14 protein-coding genes and 4 pseudogenes are annotated in these 17795 nt (G+C 42.9%); 6 read left to right on the forward strand and 12 right to left on the reverse strand.

Annotation, left to right across the window (positions count from 1 at the left end):
• Nucleotides 1–104, forward strand: a pseudogene (locus CV014_RS21865) (TMEM165/GDT1 family protein); the annotation flags it as partial.
• Nucleotides 105–259: 155 nt separating this feature from the next.
• Here the strand turns inward: CV014_RS21865 and CV014_RS21870 are convergent.
• Nucleotides 260–1161: pseudogene (locus CV014_RS21870) on the reverse strand (tetratricopeptide repeat protein).
• Between the two features lie 378 nt (nucleotides 1162–1539).
• Between CV014_RS21870 and CV014_RS30695 the strand changes: the two are divergent.
• Nucleotides 1540–2556, forward strand: a pseudogene (locus CV014_RS30695) (hypothetical protein).
• Nucleotides 2557–2889: 333 nt separating this feature from the next.
• Here the strand turns inward: CV014_RS30695 and CV014_RS30700 are convergent.
• The 6 genes and pseudogenes from CV014_RS30700 to CV014_RS21900 form a co-directional block, all read right to left on the reverse strand.
• A pseudogene (locus CV014_RS30700) lies at nucleotides 2890–3283 on the reverse strand (homocysteine biosynthesis protein); the annotation flags it as partial.
• Nucleotides 3284–3344: 61 nt separating this feature from the next.
• Nucleotides 3345–3899 carry a homocysteine biosynthesis protein gene (locus CV014_RS30705; RefSeq protein ID WP_268964855.1) on the reverse strand — a complete coding sequence of 185 codons (555 nt, stop codon included), beginning with the start codon at nucleotides 3897–3899 and terminating at the stop codon, nucleotides 3345–3347.
• Between the two features lie 193 nt (nucleotides 3900–4092).
• Entirely contained in the window at nucleotides 4093–5175 is a 1083-nt protein-coding gene (gene psbA / locus CV014_RS21885; RefSeq protein ID WP_236143959.1) for a photosystem II q(b) protein, read from the reverse strand.
• 221 nt (nucleotides 5176–5396) lie between these two features.
• Complete coding sequence (locus tag CV014_RS21890) at nucleotides 5397–6281, reverse strand: pirin family protein (RefSeq protein WP_236143960.1); 885 nt, start codon at nucleotides 6279–6281, stop codon at nucleotides 5397–5399.
• Nucleotides 6282–6334: 53 nt separating this feature from the next.
• Complete coding sequence (locus CV014_RS21895; protein WP_329608422.1) at nucleotides 6335–6991, reverse strand: IS630 family transposase; 657 nt, start codon at nucleotides 6989–6991, stop codon at nucleotides 6335–6337.
• The gene (locus CV014_RS21900) at nucleotides 6889–7248 is read right to left on the reverse strand and encodes a helix-turn-helix domain-containing protein (protein ID WP_329608423.1); all 360 of its coding nucleotides are present in this window, start codon (nucleotides 7246–7248) and stop codon (nucleotides 6889–6891) included. Before CV014_RS21900 ends, CV014_RS21895 begins: the two co-directional genes overlap by 103 nt.
• Before the next feature lie 222 nt (nucleotides 7249–7470).
• Here CV014_RS21900 and msrA point away from each other — a divergent pair, with 222 nt between their 5' ends.
• Both msrA and CV014_RS21910 read left to right on the forward strand, forming a co-directional pair.
• Nucleotides 7471–7929 (forward strand): peptide-methionine (S)-S-oxide reductase MsrA, encoded by a 459-nt coding sequence (gene msrA / locus CV014_RS21905; protein ID WP_236143963.1) that lies wholly within the window; start codon nucleotides 7471–7473, stop codon nucleotides 7927–7929.
• 253 nt (nucleotides 7930–8182) lie between these two features.
• Nucleotides 8183–8416, forward strand: a complete 234-nt coding sequence (locus tag CV014_RS21910; protein ID WP_236143964.1) for a hypothetical protein — start codon at nucleotides 8183–8185, stop codon at nucleotides 8414–8416.
• A gap of 66 nt (nucleotides 8417–8482) precedes the next feature.
• On the opposite strand, the gene CV014_RS21915 is transcribed toward CV014_RS21910, so the two are convergent.
• From CV014_RS21915 to CV014_RS21925, 3 genes are all read right to left on the reverse strand, one after another.
• The gene (locus CV014_RS21915; RefSeq protein ID WP_236143965.1) at nucleotides 8483–9118 is read right to left on the reverse strand and encodes a PD-(D/E)XK nuclease family protein; all 636 of its coding nucleotides are present in this window, start codon (nucleotides 9116–9118) and stop codon (nucleotides 8483–8485) included.
• A gap of 71 nt (nucleotides 9119–9189) precedes the next feature.
• Complete coding sequence (locus CV014_RS21920) at nucleotides 9190–10329, reverse strand: AI-2E family transporter (RefSeq protein ID WP_236143966.1); 1140 nt, start codon at nucleotides 10327–10329, stop codon at nucleotides 9190–9192.
• An 89-nt stretch (nucleotides 10330–10418) separates the two neighbouring features.
• Nucleotides 10419–10610 carry a hypothetical protein gene (locus CV014_RS21925; RefSeq protein ID WP_236143967.1) on the reverse strand — a complete coding sequence of 64 codons (192 nt, stop codon included), beginning with the start codon at nucleotides 10608–10610 and terminating at the stop codon, nucleotides 10419–10421.
• A 324-nt stretch (nucleotides 10611–10934) separates the two neighbouring features.
• Here CV014_RS21925 and ftsH point away from each other — a divergent pair, with 324 nt between their 5' ends.
• Together ftsH and ppsA are read left to right on the forward strand one after the other, a co-directional pair.
• Entirely contained in the window at nucleotides 10935–12872 is a 1938-nt protein-coding gene (ftsH, locus tag CV014_RS21930; RefSeq protein ID WP_236143968.1) for an ATP-dependent zinc metalloprotease FtsH, read from the forward strand.
• A 504-nt stretch (nucleotides 12873–13376) separates the two neighbouring features.
• Entirely contained in the window at nucleotides 13377–15893 is a 2517-nt protein-coding gene (gene ppsA, locus CV014_RS21935; protein WP_236143969.1) for a phosphoenolpyruvate synthase, read from the forward strand.
• Between the two features lie 286 nt (nucleotides 15894–16179).
• Here ppsA and CV014_RS21940 read toward each other — a convergent pair whose 3' ends face one another.
• Nucleotides 16180–16638, reverse strand: a complete 459-nt coding sequence (locus tag CV014_RS21940) for a hypothetical protein (RefSeq protein WP_236143970.1) — start codon at nucleotides 16636–16638, stop codon at nucleotides 16180–16182.
• Nucleotides 16639–17034: 396 nt separating this feature from the next.
• Nucleotides 17035–17682, reverse strand: coding sequence for a hypothetical protein (locus tag CV014_RS21945; RefSeq protein WP_236143971.1), 648 nt, complete (start codon nucleotides 17680–17682; stop codon nucleotides 17035–17037).
• Between the last annotated feature and the right edge of the window lie 113 nt (nucleotides 17683–17795).

A 17795-nucleotide genomic window follows, 5' to 3' on the forward strand; every position in this document is an offset into this window, starting at 1 on the left:
GTGGCAAAATGATTGCTGGACGCATTTCTGAGCGTCAACTCACCTTTGCTGGCGGATGCCTATTTTTGATTTTTGGCGTGGTTGCTGCTATTGAGGGAGCTTAACAATTCAAAATTCAAAATTCAAAATTCAAAATTCCCTACGGGTACTCTGCGAGAACGCCTTTGGCGAACACGGTAGCGTTGCCAAGCATTAGCTTGCGCCTACAAAATTCAAAAAAACAGCCCTTAATTTTTAAGGACTGTTCTTTTTTCATGGTTTAGACATACTTTAGGGTGTAGTTGGTGTAGTGGTTGTTGGTTGTGGTTGGTGTGGTTGGGGTGGTTGGTGCGGCTGTAGGTGTTGCTGATGCAGTGGCAGCTTTGTTGATTTCATCTTTGTATTGTGCGGGAGCTAAAGCCACAGCACTATCAAACAAAGGTTTTGCTTCTGTCAGCTTACCTTGTTCCTTTAACACCCATCGCCTTTGCCAAAACTGGGCGAAAATCTTGGGGAGCTTTCTTAATTGCCTGATCAAAAGTAGAAATAGCTTGAGGATAGCGTTTTTGGGTAGCGTGAACATTTCCCAGTAGTACCTGTACAGCCACCGCATCTACACTGCCTGGTTGAATAGTATTCTCTTGAGCAGCATTAGTCAAAGTTTCTTGTAGCAAGCCTACAGCCGCCTCTGGACGTGTTGATCTAACAACAAAGCCACCATACCCTGTAAAGCCTTCAAATCCCCTGGTTTTGTGTCTAAAACAGCCCGATAAGCTTGAGCTGCCTTCCTTATCACCAATCTGCTGTTTAGCTTGAGCAAGTAACACGCTATACTCTGACTGCTGAGGATTAAGTTTTGCTAGCTTTTCTAGAGGTTCAATCACCCCATTAATATCACCCTGCTTTAAAGTCAAAGTTGTAACCTTGCTTGTAATAACCCCTTGAGCGCAGTTTGGTTTTCTGGTTCTCTTTGTAAAACCAACTCATAACCCCCGTACCTCATCTTGCAACTTAGTTGTTTGGTTTGTAGCAGCCACACTACCAGGACTGTAGTAGAACTGGGGGTTGAAGATGAATTTTAGTAAGCGCACCGAAAATGGGAACTAAGGAAATACCCACAAAAGTCAGCACTGCCAGTGCTAGAATTAGCTGAACTATCCAGCGATTGCGCGGTTGAGACACGATTTTTACCCCCCTCCAAAACTCTCATCCCATTATTATTCACACAAACTCGAAAGTTAAAAATTTCCAAAACTGTGCGGAATACCGCCAATTATCTGTGAATTTTATAACAATTGATTATTAGCACTGGTAAATTAAGTGATGACTTTAGGAAGAGCCATCAAAACAGAAGCTATGATATGCTTCCGTAACTAGTCTAAAGACGCTAGATTACACATTTAGATCATGAATTACTAATCTAGCGTCTTTAAAATTGTATAGAGCGTCCTGTTGTGATTTTGTGAAAAGTCAATTTACTTTCATCAGCCACACAAACGCTCTTTCCAGATGCTTTAGTAAAATCCCACAATGGGATGTGTCTCCGCCGCAAGGAGTTTTATGAATTCCGACCTGATGCCTTCGCCTGATTCCGCTCACTCTTTGCTTCCAATGAACCTCAAACTACCAAAGAGGCAGCCGCTAACATTCAATTAGCCGCAACCCAGCCCTCTCAGATGAGAATTCATCTGTTAAACCCAGTGAAACCGACACCCATGAAAAACCTAGCTGACCGTCAACAGCCAATACCACCGCCGAGCGAACCAATGCAGTATCGTGCCATTGGTTTAGTCCGGGGACGCTACCAAGCCAGCGATGAACATTTTACCCAAGGTGTTTTAGTCACCCCAGATGGTGTAGAACTAAACTCTGTCTTGTTAGGTCGGATTATGAGCTTAGTCAAAAATCACCTAGACCTAAAAAAGACCATTGTGGTAGTTTATCCCCGCACCAGACAAGAGAATGACACCTTACACATTCAAATTGTCGGCGTGTGGGAGCCTGAAAACCTTGCTAAAAATTTAGCAGAAGCAGAGCACAAACATCACAGACACCCGATAATAGTTCAAAAGAACAAAGTCAAGAAGCCACAAACCCACCTCCTTCATCTCATATTCCCGATGGAGGTTTTTCCGTCCGTGGAGAAGTGGTTTACCAGTCTTTTGACTCAAAAAGCTTAGTAGTGAAAATTAAGCAAGCTCCACGTAAACCGACAGATAAACCCAAGTATTTCAAATTGAAATTACGGGGTGTACTGACCACCAAAGCCGTAGGCAAGTTTTGGGACTTCCAACCAAGCGAGAAAGCTGACGGATTGGTAATAGAAACAGCAGAAGCGATCGCTGATTACCCAAAAAACGTAGACCCCCTTCAAAGGTGGCGGTGGCCCTCGCGGTGCTGGTGGCGGTAGCAGAAGACCATTCCCCCCCAGAAACCTGGAGAAACTCCACGTCCCGTCAAGAGAACAGGCGGCGATTCCTCGGTAGTTTCTAAACCCTTACAAAACCGTCTTCGTCTTCGCCCAGTTCTACACCTACTCCCAAGCCGATTAAACGACCAAAACCAACCCAGGAGTAGGGATTGGGCATTGGGCATTGGGCATTGGGCATTGGGCATTGGGCATTGGGCATTGGGCATTGGTATTGGGCATTGTATTTTCTCCCCCAGTCCCCAGTCCCCAGTCCCCAGTCCCCAGTCCCCAGTCCCCAGTCCCCAGTCCCCAGTCCCCAGTCCCCAGTCCCTAGTCCCCAGCCTTAAAAGTCTCTCCAATGGTCTTGGGGCATAAATGACCTTTCCATTGGAATTGGGGCTACTGGTTCGGTGAGGGTAAAACTGCCTGCTGCAATCCATTGTTTTAACTCTAGGGCAACTTGTCGAGATAAAAACATACTGGCTAAAGGAGCAAGCTCTGACTGTTTTACCCTCAATGGTGACACGCCCGGATTTTAACTGGGCGTAACTCACCAAGCCAAATGTCGGACGTACTCGCCGAGGAATCGAGAAATCTACTATCGGCGCAACTAAATCTTGATCCTGCACAGCGCAGTGTTCTACAACCTGTTCGTTTAATAAGGTATGGGTACACCGACACCCAACATTAAGGAAGGGCCATAACTCTTAAAATAACAACCCCTGACCCAACGACTATCCATTTGTTTAGCATCCCCAATTAAGGCTAAAGTCGCAGCCGGGCCGATGGGTGTTTGATTGGCGAGACGCTTTGTAAGGGAAAATGTTGTGTACCTTCCCAAGCCACGTAACCCACACCACCGCCTAAGAAAATGCGCGTGCCGATGCCAATCAGTTGTAAGTTGGGGTCATGAAGAGGGGAGAAACTGCCCCAGGGTTAGAATAGACGGCATTACCTAAACGCGGTTGCAAGGGCCGAGATAGGTATGTAATGGGCGATCGCCTCCATTCACCCCCACAATAAAATTTTGATAAAGATTACGGGGATTAAATAAATAAAACTGATTTATCGTGTCGCGGGTAATAGAAGTCTCAAAACTGGCTCTAGGATAACAATCTGTCACTTGTCCTTGAGCGCGCACATGAATGGGTTTACCTGCGATTAAATCTTCAATCACATGGCCGCCACCTCTTTCTCTAACTTCTTCCCCGTCCATTGTGTCTACAGCACAGCTAGCACCTAAATATAAATCGACTGCGCCAAAGCCAGTATAGGCGGGTACACCATCCACCCAACAACGCCGAATTTTGATTGGTGGGTCGGTGTGTCCCAAATTAATAATTGCACCACTCGATTCCATCGGTTCAAAAGTGCCAGTGGTGACGACATCCACCTCTTTAGCCGCTTTACTCACACCGATTTCCGCGACTCGTGCTTTGAATTCCTCAACCGTTAGCACCACCGCAGTTTGACGGTGAATTTTCTCGTTAATTTCCGCAATAGTTCGCATTGTTCACGTAGCGGTTTGACATCCTCATTCTACGGTCATATCTCTGCACTAACTGAGATATGTTTAAAATAACAGCGATCGCCCTATCCGAAGTGAGGAAATCATGGGAGCGATCGCTTTACATTAATTTATTTTAAATATCAAAAAGCACCCCCCGAAAGGAGAGTGCTTTAATTTTTATTCAGTTGAAGAATTAACCGTTGATAGCAGGTGCGCTGATAGCAACAGGAGCAACCTCACCAGCAGCCAAGTCTAGGGGGAAGTTGTGAGCGTTACGCTCGTGCATTACTTCCATACCTAAGTTAGCGCGGTTGATGATGTCTGCCCAGGTGTTGATGACGCGACCTTGGGAGTCAATCACTGATTGGTTGAAGTTGAATCCGTTGAGGTTGAACGCCATTGTGCTTACGCCCAATGCTGTGAACCAAATCCCGATTACAGGCCATGCTGCTAGGAAGAAGTGCAAGGAACGGCTGTTGTTGAAGGACGCGTATTGGAAGATTAAGCGACCGAAGTAACCGTGTGCTGCTACGATGTTGTAGGTTTCTTCTTCTTGTCCGAATTTGTATCCGTAGTTTTGGGATTCGTTTTCGGTTGTTTCACGAACTAAGGAAGAGGTCACTAAGGAACCGTGCATTGCGGAGAACAAGCTACCACCGAATACACCAGCCACACCTAACATATGGAAGGGGTGCATCAGGATGTTGTGTTCTGCTTGGAACACGATCATGAAGTTGAAGGTTCCGGAGATTCCCAAGGGCATACCGTCAGAGAAGGAGCCTTGTCCGATGGGGTAGATCAGGAATACTGCGGTTGCTGCTGCTACTGGTGCGGAGAATGCTAGGCAGATCCAAGGACGCATTCCTAAGCGGTAGGATAGTTCCCACTCACGACCAAGGTAGCAGAATACGCCGATCAGGAAGTGGAATACTACTAGTTGGTAAGGGCCACCGTTGTACAACCACTCGTCTAAGGATGCTGCTTCCCAAATTGGGTAGAAGTGTAAACCGATGGCGTTGGAGGAGGGAACAACTGCTCCGGAGATGATGTTGTTTCCGTACATTAAGGAACCTGCTACTGGTTCGCGGATACCATCGATGTCTACTGGTGGTGCGGCGATGAAGGCGATGATGAAGCAGGTGGTTGCAGCTAGCAAGGTGGGGATCATTAATACGCCGAACCAGCCGATGTATAGGCGGTTGTTGGTGCTGGTGATCCACTCGCAGAACTGCTCCCATACGTTTGCGCTTTTGCGCTGTTGTAAGGTTGCTGTCATTTCTTTATGATTGCGGTTTGGTTTATGTATGTATCAGGCGGTTTTGTTTTTGCCTGTGAGTATAATTTACACTGCTTTACAAAAGTTAATCAAGTCCTCAGAATTTTGTAAACGCAATACTTGCTATTAGTTTTACTTATCCAAAGTCAGATTGAGTACGATCGCATCAACCAATTTTAGAAAAGCGATCGCTTTTTTTGGGCAGGTACGCCATCGCCCTTCTAAAAAGGATTAGCCTCTGTCACAACTTCAGGCAGTGGAATAAACTCTGTTTCATCTGGCACAGTAGCAAAGCGGCATTCCCGCCAATCAGCTTTAGCTTGCTCTATTCGCTCTGGTCGGCTAGAGACAAAATTCCACCATTTGTAACGTTTGCCCAACGGCTCACCGCCAATCACAATACACCGAGCAGTGTCAGCAGCAGAAACCTTGACTTGATGACCTGGCTCTAAGATGGCAAGGCGATATGGCTCTAGGGGTTCATCATTAATGCTCAATCCCTCTGTCACGCTGTATACTGCTCTTTCTGAATAATCAGTAGAAATAGTAAAGTGAGCATCGCTAGAGAGCATGACATCTAAATAGAGGATGGGTGAAAAAACTTTCACAGGAGAGGTATAACCATGTGCTTGTCCGGCAATGAGTTTGATAACAGCCCCATTTTCTTCCCAAGTGGGAAGGATGTCAGTCGTATAGTGGATGAACCAAGGATCTGTTTCTTCATGTTCCACAGGTAGAGCAATCCAGGTTTGAATGCCATGAATGATGGCTTCGTTGTGCCGATCAATGTTGGGTGAGCGTTCTGAGTGTACAATCCCCTTTCCTGCCGTCATCCAGTTCACAGCACCAGGTTGAATTTCCTGTATAGTACCTAAACTATCACGGTGCATTAAAGCACCATCAAACAAGTAAGTTAATGTTGCCAGATTAATATGAGGATGTGGTCTGACATCGATACCTTTGTTGGGTGGCAAAACAGAAGGGCCAAGATGATCAAAGAAGATAAACGGCCCCACCGTTTGACGATGAGGATACGGCAAACTGCGGCGGGCAATAAACCCACCCAAATCTTTAACTTCAGGTTCAATCAGTTGAACTATGGCCATGAGTAGTGGGGGGTAATTGGTAAATTCTGGAATAATTACAGCAAATTCGAGGTTTATGAGGTGCAGTAGCAACAATGAGTAAACCAATTTTTTAGATGCTTTGGATCAACTAATGTCAATGCAATTTTAATTAAACCATCAACTACAGATGCACTCTTAGGAGAAAACTGTTTGAGAAAGGCTTTTAATTGTGACCACCAATGTTCAATTGGATTAAATTCAGGGGAATAAGGAGATAGATAAAGAACACTTGCTCCTACAGATTCAATCAGAGGCTGAATTTCAGCGACTTTATGTGCTGGCAGATTATCCATGACAACGACTGCACCAACCCATAATTGTGGAAGTAAAAAATGCTCTACAAAAACTTTATAAGCTTCTCCATTCATTGAGCCGTTTAGGGTCATCACAGCTAAAACTTTTTTTAAGCTAATTCCTCCAATTACACTTATTTTCGCACCTCGGTAATATGGTTTAAAATCATAGGCTCTACTTCCGCTATCGCTGCGAGCATGAGTTCTAGTCAAACCAAGCAAAACACCCATTTCATCTATAAACACAAGGTTTTCTGGGTCTATGTTTTTTACTTTCTCCCAATATTCTAATCTCAGTTTTTGAACTCTTGGAGTTTTCGCTTGGCTACTACGCAAAGTCTTTTTTTTCGTGTTAATTCTTGTTTTTGCAATGCACAACACATCACACTTGCACACACCCAAATGTTATATTTTTCACCAAAATATTCGCAATATTCCAATAAAGTTAAATCTGGGTAACTTTGAACCATTTCTGCTAATTCGCTACCATAATCATCTAGCTTACCCTTCATTGTTCCACCTTGCTTTTTGGGTACTAGATGCCCTTCCAATCTTTTTTGCCTGATTAGCTTCTGCACATAGCTTTTTGCTACACCAAATTGCACAGCTACCCCTCGAATTGATGTATCACCCTTTTCGTAAGCACTTACTATTTTTCTCGCAAATCGATTGAGTACGGTTTCATTTTAATTTTTGATGCACTAATAATAAGTGTACCTTATTTACCTCGAAAGTGCTGTATAAGTAGCCATCATGAACTGCGTACACAAGAAAACATGAAAAAGTCTTTCCCTTACACCCCTATACCCTTCAACCCCTACACCCCTTTTTCAAGTCAGATCAACCTGACAAAAAGCTAACCGTGCAGAACAATCATGGAGAAAGCAACATTTGGGGCTGGCTGCTTTTGGGGCGTGGAGGCGGCATTTCGGAAGGTAAAAGGAGTAGTATCAACCTCAGTTGGCTACATGGGAGGACATTTTCCTGACCCTTCTTACCTTGATGTGTTATCGAGAATAACAGGCCATGCGGAGGTAGTGCAGGTAGAATATGACTCATCTGTTGTGAGTTATGAAGAATTGTTAGCGGTGTTTTGGGATATTCATGACCCAACCACACTAAACCGTCAGGGGCCAGATAAAGGAGAACAGTACAGGTCTGTAATATTTTTTCACAATGCCCAGCAAGCAGCAACAGCGCAGGAGTCAAAAACAAAGCTTCAGATGTCAGGCAAGTTTGACCGTGATATCGTGACGGAGATTAAATCTGCGGGTCAATACTACTTAGCAAGTGAAGAACATCAACAATATTTTGAGAAGAAAGGCAGACATTAAAGGGACTTCCAACTAAAAAAATATATAATCGCTGTGGTGGGCAGGGGGGCAGGGAGCAGGGAGAAAAATCAAAATATTCTTTCTCGGAAATTGGATAATTTATTTTCTGGAAGTCCCAAATAACAGCTTCATCTATTCATGTGAGGATTTTTTTATTGTATTAATTTACACAAAATACTTTGTTATTTTAAAATGATGAAGTTATGGTGTAACCGCCGACTTGATAGCGATCGCTAAGTGCAAAGAGAAAACTATGAAGTACCACATTTGCGAGGAGGAAGCGACAAGAGAATGGCTCACCCTGGAATCGATTGATTATATTGTCGAATGTTTGGAAGCTTGTCAAACCCTAGAAATGGTGGCTGATTTACGAGCAATCTTCCCCAGGGCTGCGCTGCGTTCGGCAAGTATTAAGGTAAATGAAGTTCAACGTCAAAGGCTCGTTGACTGGTTGCAGGTCTTGAATCAAGAAGAAAAAGCGGCATAGTTTTTTCTGAGACGAAAAGCGATCGCCTACAGTGAAGCATCAGTCCATCGTTAAAACATGGCTCTATTACGTCAGTACAGCGTCTCCCAATCTTTTTAAAATTTGTAGCACTTCCCCTAATTCATGTCTACGGGGAAATAGCGAAAATGTGCGAGAAACATCGTACAAGGGTGTATTATCAAGACTAAGTTTGAGAAATACAAATTCATCGCCATTGGTTGCCATACCAAAAACTGGGCGATCGCTCACTGGGTTGGTGAGCATATAAGCTAATAATTGGGGTAACGCTGCCAAGACTGGAATACTTGTACGTTTCGATTCGACAACTAAAATCCACAGCTTTTCTTGCACGACTAGAGTATCGATAAAACCGCGAATCGTGGTTTCAGGCTCTTCCAGTGCCAATTCTATTCCGTAGGGTGAGCGAATCCGGTAAGGTGGATCAAGAAAACCTGCTAATTCTAACAGTGGCGACACTACTAAAAGATTAATCGTACCTTCCAATAACAAACCGTCAACACGATGGTAGTCATAACGTTGCTTGATGCGTGCAATACCAGCTTGTTCTTGTTGATTCAGTTCAGGTAAATTATCAACCCATTCATTAAAGAAGCGATCGCTATCAGCTTGATGTAAATTACAGCGTTTTTGTAAATCGCTTAAGCTTTTAATTGTGTCAGTAATGCCAAGGCTAGAAACCATCTGCGGTGTTCTCATCTTTGCTTTTAGTTTAACAAAGTCACGGCTTATCAAATTAACTGTGATCGCTATATCTAATCTTCTGGAGATACAGCATCATCACTCAGATGATTAACGGGCTTCTCCTCTGACCATTTTTCTTTATCTTCAGGGGGTTGAGAAACTATGACTAACTCAGTTTCTTGCTCATGATTATTGCCCCATTCATCTAATACATCTTTAATTAATACTTCTTGCACCCAAATTTTCGCGACCACTGTTAAAGGCAAAGCTAAAAATAATCCTAAAAAGCCGAAAAAAGTCACGAAAAATAATTGAGAAATTAGGGTAACTGCTGGTAGTAAGGACACCTGTTGTGCCATCACATAAGGCGTAATAAAATTACTTTCTGTCTGTTGAATAATAAAATATAAACCCAAAACGGCAAGGGATTTCCACGGATTATCTAAAAGTGCGATCGCCATTGCTGGAACTACGCTCATCGTTGGGCCGAGATTGGGAATTAAATTTAAAAATCCGGCTAAAACTCCTAAAGCTAATGCTGCTTTCACTTTTAAAATCGATAAGCCAACTACACTCATCAATCCTACTACGCCCATAGCGATGAGTGCGCCTGTCACCCATCCTTCTAAGGAGAGTTCGCACTTGTCTAAAATCCCTTCGACTCGGCGGCGATAAAATGAGGGAAACAGTCTCACAAATACCCTGCGATAAGCCAAGGGGTCAACTAATAACATTCCCGTTAACACCAGGACTAAAAGCAAGTTCAAGACAGCACCAAACGAAACCGAAACAACAGCAAAAGAACTGCCTAAAACGCGATTTACAAAAGGCTGTGCTTGTTGAATTAAACTGTTGATATCTGGTAGGAAGGGAACTAATTGTGGCGGGACAAGGGGTCTTAGTTCGTTCATCCAGGTATTAAAACGGTTCACCCCTTGGGGTACACGATAGGTTAATTCCTGGAACTGCTGGGCAAAAGGTGGGACAATTAACCAGAAAAAACCGATTACAAGAGCAAAGAAGATCACCACCGATAGCAATACCGATAGTCCTCGCTTGAGACCGGTTTGTTGTATACGTCTAGCTAACCGATTTAAGGTAGTGGCTAAAACCACGGCAGCAAACATCAGCAGCAACACTTCCCGAATTTGCCACAATATATATAAAGAAAGAACTATGGCGATTAAGCCTATCCATTGACCAAGGTTCACAGCTTGACTCCCAGCTTTTGGCGTGATGCAAATTCCTAGCAGTTCCAGTAGGTTAGCTGATTTTACCGCTCTCGCCTAGAGGTTTTTAGTTAATTTTGTTTTTGTGTTTGGAATCGCCAGGCGAGTGCGATCGCCATAATGAAAGTAGGTAACAAAACGGTGATTAAAGCAGTTGCATCCGTGGCGGGAAGGGGAAAATAGGGAGCCACGTACTTAATTAACACCGATAGTAATGCTGAGGCTAAAAGCAACTTCACAATAAAACTTAACTGATTTTCCATAGAAGTACGGCAATTCACATTTTTCAGTAGGGTATCTACTCACTCAGAGTGCATGATCCAGTCTTTAGAATAGACCCATAACTACACAAACCTTTACAATTCACATTTTGTCTTAATTTGGTGAGTGCTGAGTAGTGAGTGCTGAGTAGTGAGTGCTGAGTGCTGAGTGCTGAGTAGTGAGTGCTGAGTGCTGAGTGCTGAGTGCTGAGTGCTGAGTAGTGAGTATTGAGTATTGAGTAGTGACTAATGACTATTGACTGATGACTATTGACTATTGACTGATGACTAATGACTAATGACTAATTCCATTTGAGGTGATATAGAATGCCTGTAGAAACTGATAATAATAAAAAAATCAAACCGCCGAGATTACGGCAATTTGGTGGTAGCTTTCTGATTTTACTGACTTTATTGTTACTGCTAAATTTCATTGTTCCTAGCTTTTTGGGGCCACGATTGCCACAAGTTCCCTATAGTGATTTTATTGCTCAAGTCCAAGCAGGGAATGTAGATAAAGCCATTGTAGGCGGCGATCGCATTGAATATTCTCTCAAAACCCAAACTCCTGAAGGTCAAGCCACTGAACAGGTATTTCTCACCACACCAGTAGCTATTGACTTGGATTTACCGAAAATTCTCCGTGAGAATAACGTTGAGTTTGCTGCACCCCCACCAAATCAAAATGGTTGGATTGGGACTTTACTTAGTTGGGTAGCACCCCCGTTAATTTTCTTCGGTATTTGGGGCTTTCTAATTAATCGTCAAGGTGGTGGCCCGGCTGCATTGACTGTAGGTAAAAGTAAAGCGCGCATTTACTCTGAAGGTAGCACCGGCGTAAAATTCCCTGATGTTGCTGGGGTAGATGAAGCTAAAGCCGAATTAGAAGAAATTGTGGATTTCCTGAAGAATGCAGGTAAATACACCCAATTAGGCGCGAAAATCCCCAAAGGTGTGCTGTTAGTAGGGCCACCCGGAACTGGTAAAACATTACTGGCAAAAGCGATCGCTGGGGAAGCTGGTGTACCATTCTTTAGTATCTCTGGTTCGGAATTTATTGAGTTATTTGTCGGTGTGGGTGCGGCGCGGGTGCGCGACTTGTTTGAACAAGCTAAAAAACAAGCCCCCTGTATTGTCTTCATCGATGAATTAGACGCGCTGGGTAAATCTCGCGGTGGTGCTGGTGGTTTTGTCGGTGGTAACGATGAACGGGAACAAACCCTCAACCAGTTACTCACAGAAATGGATGGCTTTGACGCTAACACAGGCGTAATTATCATCGCGGCTACCAACCGTCCCGAAGTTCTTGACCCCGCTTTACGTCGTCCTGGTCGCTTCGACCGCCAAATTGTAGTAGACCGTCCTGATAAAATTGGTCGGGAAGCAATTCTCAAAGTCCACGCCAGAAACGTCAAACTAGCTGATGATGTAGAATTGGGAGCGATCGCCATTAGAACACCAGGCTTTGCTGGTGCAGATTTAGCCAACCTCGTCAATGAAGCTGCACTGTTAGCTGCTAGACAAAATCGCCCGGCTGTTGTTATGGCTGATTTTAATGAAGCGATTGAACGGGTAGTGGCTGGTTTAGAAAAACGCTCCCGTGTGTTAAATGAGACTGAAAAGAAAACCGTCGCCTATCACGAAGTCGGTCACGCCATCATTGGGGCTTTGATGCCTGGGGCTGGCAGAGTCGAGAAGATTTCTGTAGTTCCTCGTGGTGTGGGTGCATTGGGTTATACAATTCAAATGCCCGAAGAAGACCGCTTTTTAATGATTGAAGATGAAATTCGCGGTCGTATTGCTACCCTGTTGGGTGGACGTTCCGCCGAAGAAGTTGTCTTTGGTAAGGTTTCCACCGGCGCGAGTGATGACATTCAAAAAGCCACCGACTTAGCAGAACGCTATGTCACTTTATATGGGATGAGTGACCAATTAGGGCCAGTAGCGTTTGAGAAGATTCAACAACAATTCCTCGAAGGTTACAGTAATCCCCGCCGTTCTATTAGTCCGAAAGTGGCTGAGGAAATTGACCGCGAAGTCAAGCAAATCGTTGATAATGCTCACCACATCGCCTTGAGTATTTTGCAACATAACCGTGAGTTGTTAGAAGAAACAGCCCAGGAACTATTGCAAAAAGAAATTCTCGAAGGTACAACACTGCGGGAACGTCTCAAGCAAGTAAAAACACCAGACGAACTCTCAGAATGGTTGCGGACAGGTAAGTTATCACCAGATAAACCTTTGTTGCAAACATTGCTGGTGTAGGGGAAGAAAGGCAAAAGGTAAAAGTAAAAAATCATCTTTTACCTTTTCCCCTTTTTAGTCCCCAATTAAATATTCATACTATTGATTTTTAGCTTCCTCAAAAAAATACCACTCTCGTCAATGTCGGGTATTTTAATTTACATAAATATGTAATTGCGGACAGCGATCGCTCTCCCCAAGCTATAGTTAAATTTATACTGACTAAGTAAAATAGTCGGGGATCAATTTTAATCTGGATAATTTCAAATAGCTTACCGTGTTACAAAATATTAAAATAAACCTCTATCTTTGGAGATAAATTGCCGACAAAGATGAATTGTTTTGAAAGCTAAACCAAAATCGATTTTTTTTTGTTATCGTGATCCCAAAGGAAAGATTAAACAATCAAGCAAGATAGAAAACACGATATTGCGTGTCTATTGGGCTGGGAATTGACAAATCAAAAAATTAGTCAAAAACACACTTATTATCAACAACCAGAGTAACATCGGGGAGGTAATTCTTATGGTTACAGTATCTCATCAGGCTGTGGCTCAATTCTCTAAAGAGAAATCGCTTGTTCTCTGGTTTGATGAAGTGGGAATTGCAGATATTGGTTTAGTGGGTGGGAAGAATGCGTCTTTAGGGGAAATGATTCAACAGTTAACACCCAAAGGTGTGAATGTACCCACAGGCTTTGCAACTACCGCTTATGCTTATCGTCATTTCATTGAGTCGGCGGGTTTAGAAGAGAAATTACGAGCATTATTTGCAGATTTAGATGTAGAAGATGTCAAAAACTTACAAGCTAGAGGAAAACAGGCGCGATCGCTCCTGATGAATACACCTTTTCCGGTAGAATTACGACAGGCGATCGCTAATGCTTATAAAAGTCTGTGTGAACTATACAACCCCAATACAGACGTTGCTGTGCGTTCTAGTGCTACCGCCGAAGATTTACCAGATGCAAGTTTCGCTGGACAGCAAGAAACCTATTTAAATGTGGTTGGTGTCGAAGGTGTATTAACAGCTTGTCATCGTTGTTTTGCGTCCCTATTTACTGATAGGGCAATTTCCTATCGTCACACCAAAGGATTTGATCATTTTAGCGTTGCTTTGGCGGTGGGTGTGCAGAAAATGGTGCGTTCTGACCTAGCCACCTCTGGGGTAATGTTTTCTATTGATACTGAAACAGGCTTTAAAGATGCAGCTTTAATTACTGCTGCTTACGGCTTAGGGGAAAACGTTGTTCAAGGAACAGTTAACCCCGATGAATATTATGTATTTAAACCCACATTAAAAGACGGCTTTCGCCCCATCATTGATAAAAAATTGGGCAGTAAAGAATTAAAAATGGTCTACGATGAAGGCGCAAATTTGACGAAAAATATCCCTGTATCCACCGGAGAACAAAATAAATTTGCTTTGAGTGATGCAGAGATTTTACAACTAGCAGATTGGGCTTGTTTAATTGAGGAACATTACTCCCAAGTCCACGGAACTTACACACCGATGGATATTGAATGGGCTAAAGATGGGATTACTCATCAACTATTTATCGTGCAGGCGCGTCCAGAAACAGTGCAGTCGCAGAAAAATGGCAATGTTTTGCGGAGTTATCGGCTTTTAGGGTATGGGGCATGGGGCATGGGGCATGGGGAACAGGAGAGACAAACTAATGACTCCCCACTCAGCACTCAGCACTCACCACTCAGCACTCAGCACTCACCACTCACCACTGGTAGAGCAATAGGTGAAGCTATTAGTCAGGGGAAAGTGCGGGTGATTTTGGATGTGAAAGAAATTGATAGCTTCCAAGCTGGGGAGGTGTTAGTTACCCAGAGAACAGATCCCGACTGGGAACCGATTATGAAACGCGCTAGCGCAATTATTACCAACGCTGGGGGACGGACTTGTCATGCTGCAATTATCGCACGGGAATTAGGTGTGCCGGCGATCGTTGGTTGTGGTAATGCGACGGAGGTTTTAACCACAGGACAAGAAGTGACAGTTTCTTGTGCGGAAGGGGAAGAGGGTAAAGTTTACGCAGGTTTATTACCCTTTGAAGTCGAAGAAGTGGCTTTAGAAAATTTACCCCGTACTCGTACCCAGATTTTAATGAATGTGGGAAATCCCCAAGAAGCTTTGAGTTTATCTGCAATCCCTAACGATGGTGTAGGTTTGGCGCGGACTGAGTTTATTATTGCTAACCAAATCCAAATTCATCCTTTAGCTTTAATTTACTACGACAAATTAGAAGATGCCCACGCTAAAGCCAAAATAGCTGCTATTACGGCTATGTATGAAGATAAACCGCAGTATTTCGTCGATAAATTAGCCCAAGGCATCGGCAGAATTGCCGCCGCATTTTATCCTAAACCTGTGATTGTGCGGATGTCTGACTTTAAGAGTAATGAATACGCCAATTTGGAAGGTGGGAGACAATTTGAACCGAAAGAAGAAAACCCGATGTTAGGTTGGCGGGGTGCAGCCAGATATTACGATGAAGGTTACAGAGAAGGTTTCGCCCTAGAGTGTCAAGCCATCAAACGGGTACGGGAAGAAATGGGTTTAATCAATGTTATTCCGATGATTCCCTTCTGTCGCACTCCCGAAGAGGGACGGTTAGTTTTAGCAGAGATGGCGAAAAATGGACTTAAACAAGGCGTGAATAACTTGCAAGTTTATGTCATGTGCGAGTTACCCAGTAATGTGATTATGGCGGAACAGTTTGCTGAGGTATTTGACGGTTTCTCTATAGGTTCTAATGATTTAACTCAGTTGACATTAGGATTAGATAGAGATTCGGCTTTAGTGGCGCGACTGTTTGATGAACGCAGTCCGGCTGTGAAGCAAATGGTAAAAATGGCTATCGAAGCAGCGAAAAAACACAACCGCAAAATCGGGATTTGTGGACAAGCACCCAGCGACTACCCAGAATTTACTCAGTTTTTGGTAGAACAGGGAATTGATTCGATTAGTCTCAATCCTGATTCGGTTTTGAAGACTATGTTAGAAGTGGCAAAGGTAGAGAGGAGTTGATGATCTCGGTTAACCCGCCCCTACAAACATCTACATAAATTGCAAAAATATACATAACAGCAGCCTTGCATACTGCTTGGCTAGGGTGTTGACTTTGATGGAATTTGGGTTGTTTTGAGTTCATGCCATTTTTGTGTCAGCACAACATCTCTCTGGTATCGTTGCGTTCGCGAAGCGTCTCTTAGAGAACAAAGCGAACGCAATGACGTAATATATTGTATGAATTTTGACCGCCGAAAAAGACACAGAGTCAACAGCCTACTCCGTGGCTACCCTTGCTCTATCCTTAGTCCAATATTCGTTTCCATGTGGGAGCAATTAACTGTCCAGCCAATCCTCCATTTTGACCAGATGCAAAAACCTGGGTTGCTAGGAGTATTCTTCCTTGTCTTTTCGCCTCAGAGATTATAAAATCGTACCTAACTATGCCTGTAGAGAAAGGAATTGTGGCCACGCCTGTACCATTTGATTGTACTGAGTAAGTTCCATTCGACACGGGTGCAACATCGTTAATAGTTCTAGGACAATTAGGGATAGGATTGTTACACGGTAAGTTCGCAATGAGATCCACACTAAGCCCACCCTTTCCATCAAAGTTTATCGGCCCTAAACTAGCAACATCACTACTGTTGTTGACATACGCATAACTCCCCTGAAGACTGGCGTTTGTGAAAGTGCCATTGCTGTAGCTCATAGCAGACTGAGCAGTGAAAACACCCAGTATGACCAAAATTACCGCCAGCACCTTGAAAATATTTTTCATGTGAGTAGATTTATGTTGTGATCAACGTAGATGCTACCACCATGATCTGAGTAAGACTGGAAAATTCCGTATTTCTTCCAGTAAAATTACTGATGACACAATTTGGCATTTGAATGATTAAATCGCAGTTATTGCCAGTTTATGGTTTACAGACTAGGTAGCCAAAAGCTGAAAAGTAAAGCTCAGAAAGGCTTTCAGTGATTGGGTTTTCCCAGTTTAACACAAGAGGGTTATACAAATTGCCAGCAATCTACCAACGCAGATTCATCACACAAGTATTTCTTACTCATTACTGAGTCCTACAAATTGAGCAAAAACCTCTGCTCCCGTCAGATTTTCAGTTTCATTAGCAATAAGAAAGAGCTGTGCTAACAGAGTTTATTTCTTACTCAAATATAATTTCTCATGAATAATTTCTTTCGCTATTGCCATCTCTCTTCGATAATCTTTATCTTGAGTAGAGGCGGCAATAGTGGATAGCAAAGACAAGATTAAACAGAAACATATTGTAATTAAAGCAGTAATTGGTTGATTAACACAAGTCAGCAACCAAATAGAAACACTAATACCAAATAACGGTGTAATTATAGCTACACCCTTAAACAACCTCAATAGACTTTGTGTATACTTAAGTCTTTCTATAACATTAATTGAACCATTCTCGAAAATAAAAAAACGTATTTTGTCCCATTCTTCTTGTCCATTGTCTAGCCAGAACTGTCCATCCTCTAAGAAAAATTTTACAATCTTTAAATTTGTCAGAAAATTCAGTAATTTATTTCGCCTTGTTGATTTAATGAAGTTGATTATTACTAAATATGTGGGGAACATTAGGCTATTTAATAATGCACCAAATAAGTACGAAAGCAGAGTTAATATTATACCTATTACCGATGAGAATTCTTTGAAACTTGATAAGAAAATCCAACTATCAACCCTCAGAACCGTAAGAATAAGAAATATAAGTGTACTAATTGCTAGTGAACCAACTACTAAAAACTCAACAATAATTGCTGTTGTACTCACTACCTTTCCTCAATCATTGTCATGAAGGTATTTTGCGTACTTTATCATTTCATCTACTTGTTAATTTGCTCATGCACAACCTTTTGTAAGTAAACTGTGATTTGTATATTCTT

Source organism: Nostoc sp. CMAA1605, from assembly GCF_021596505.1.
Classification (GTDB): Bacteria; Cyanobacteriota; Cyanobacteriia; order Cyanobacteriales; family Nostocaceae; genus Trichormus.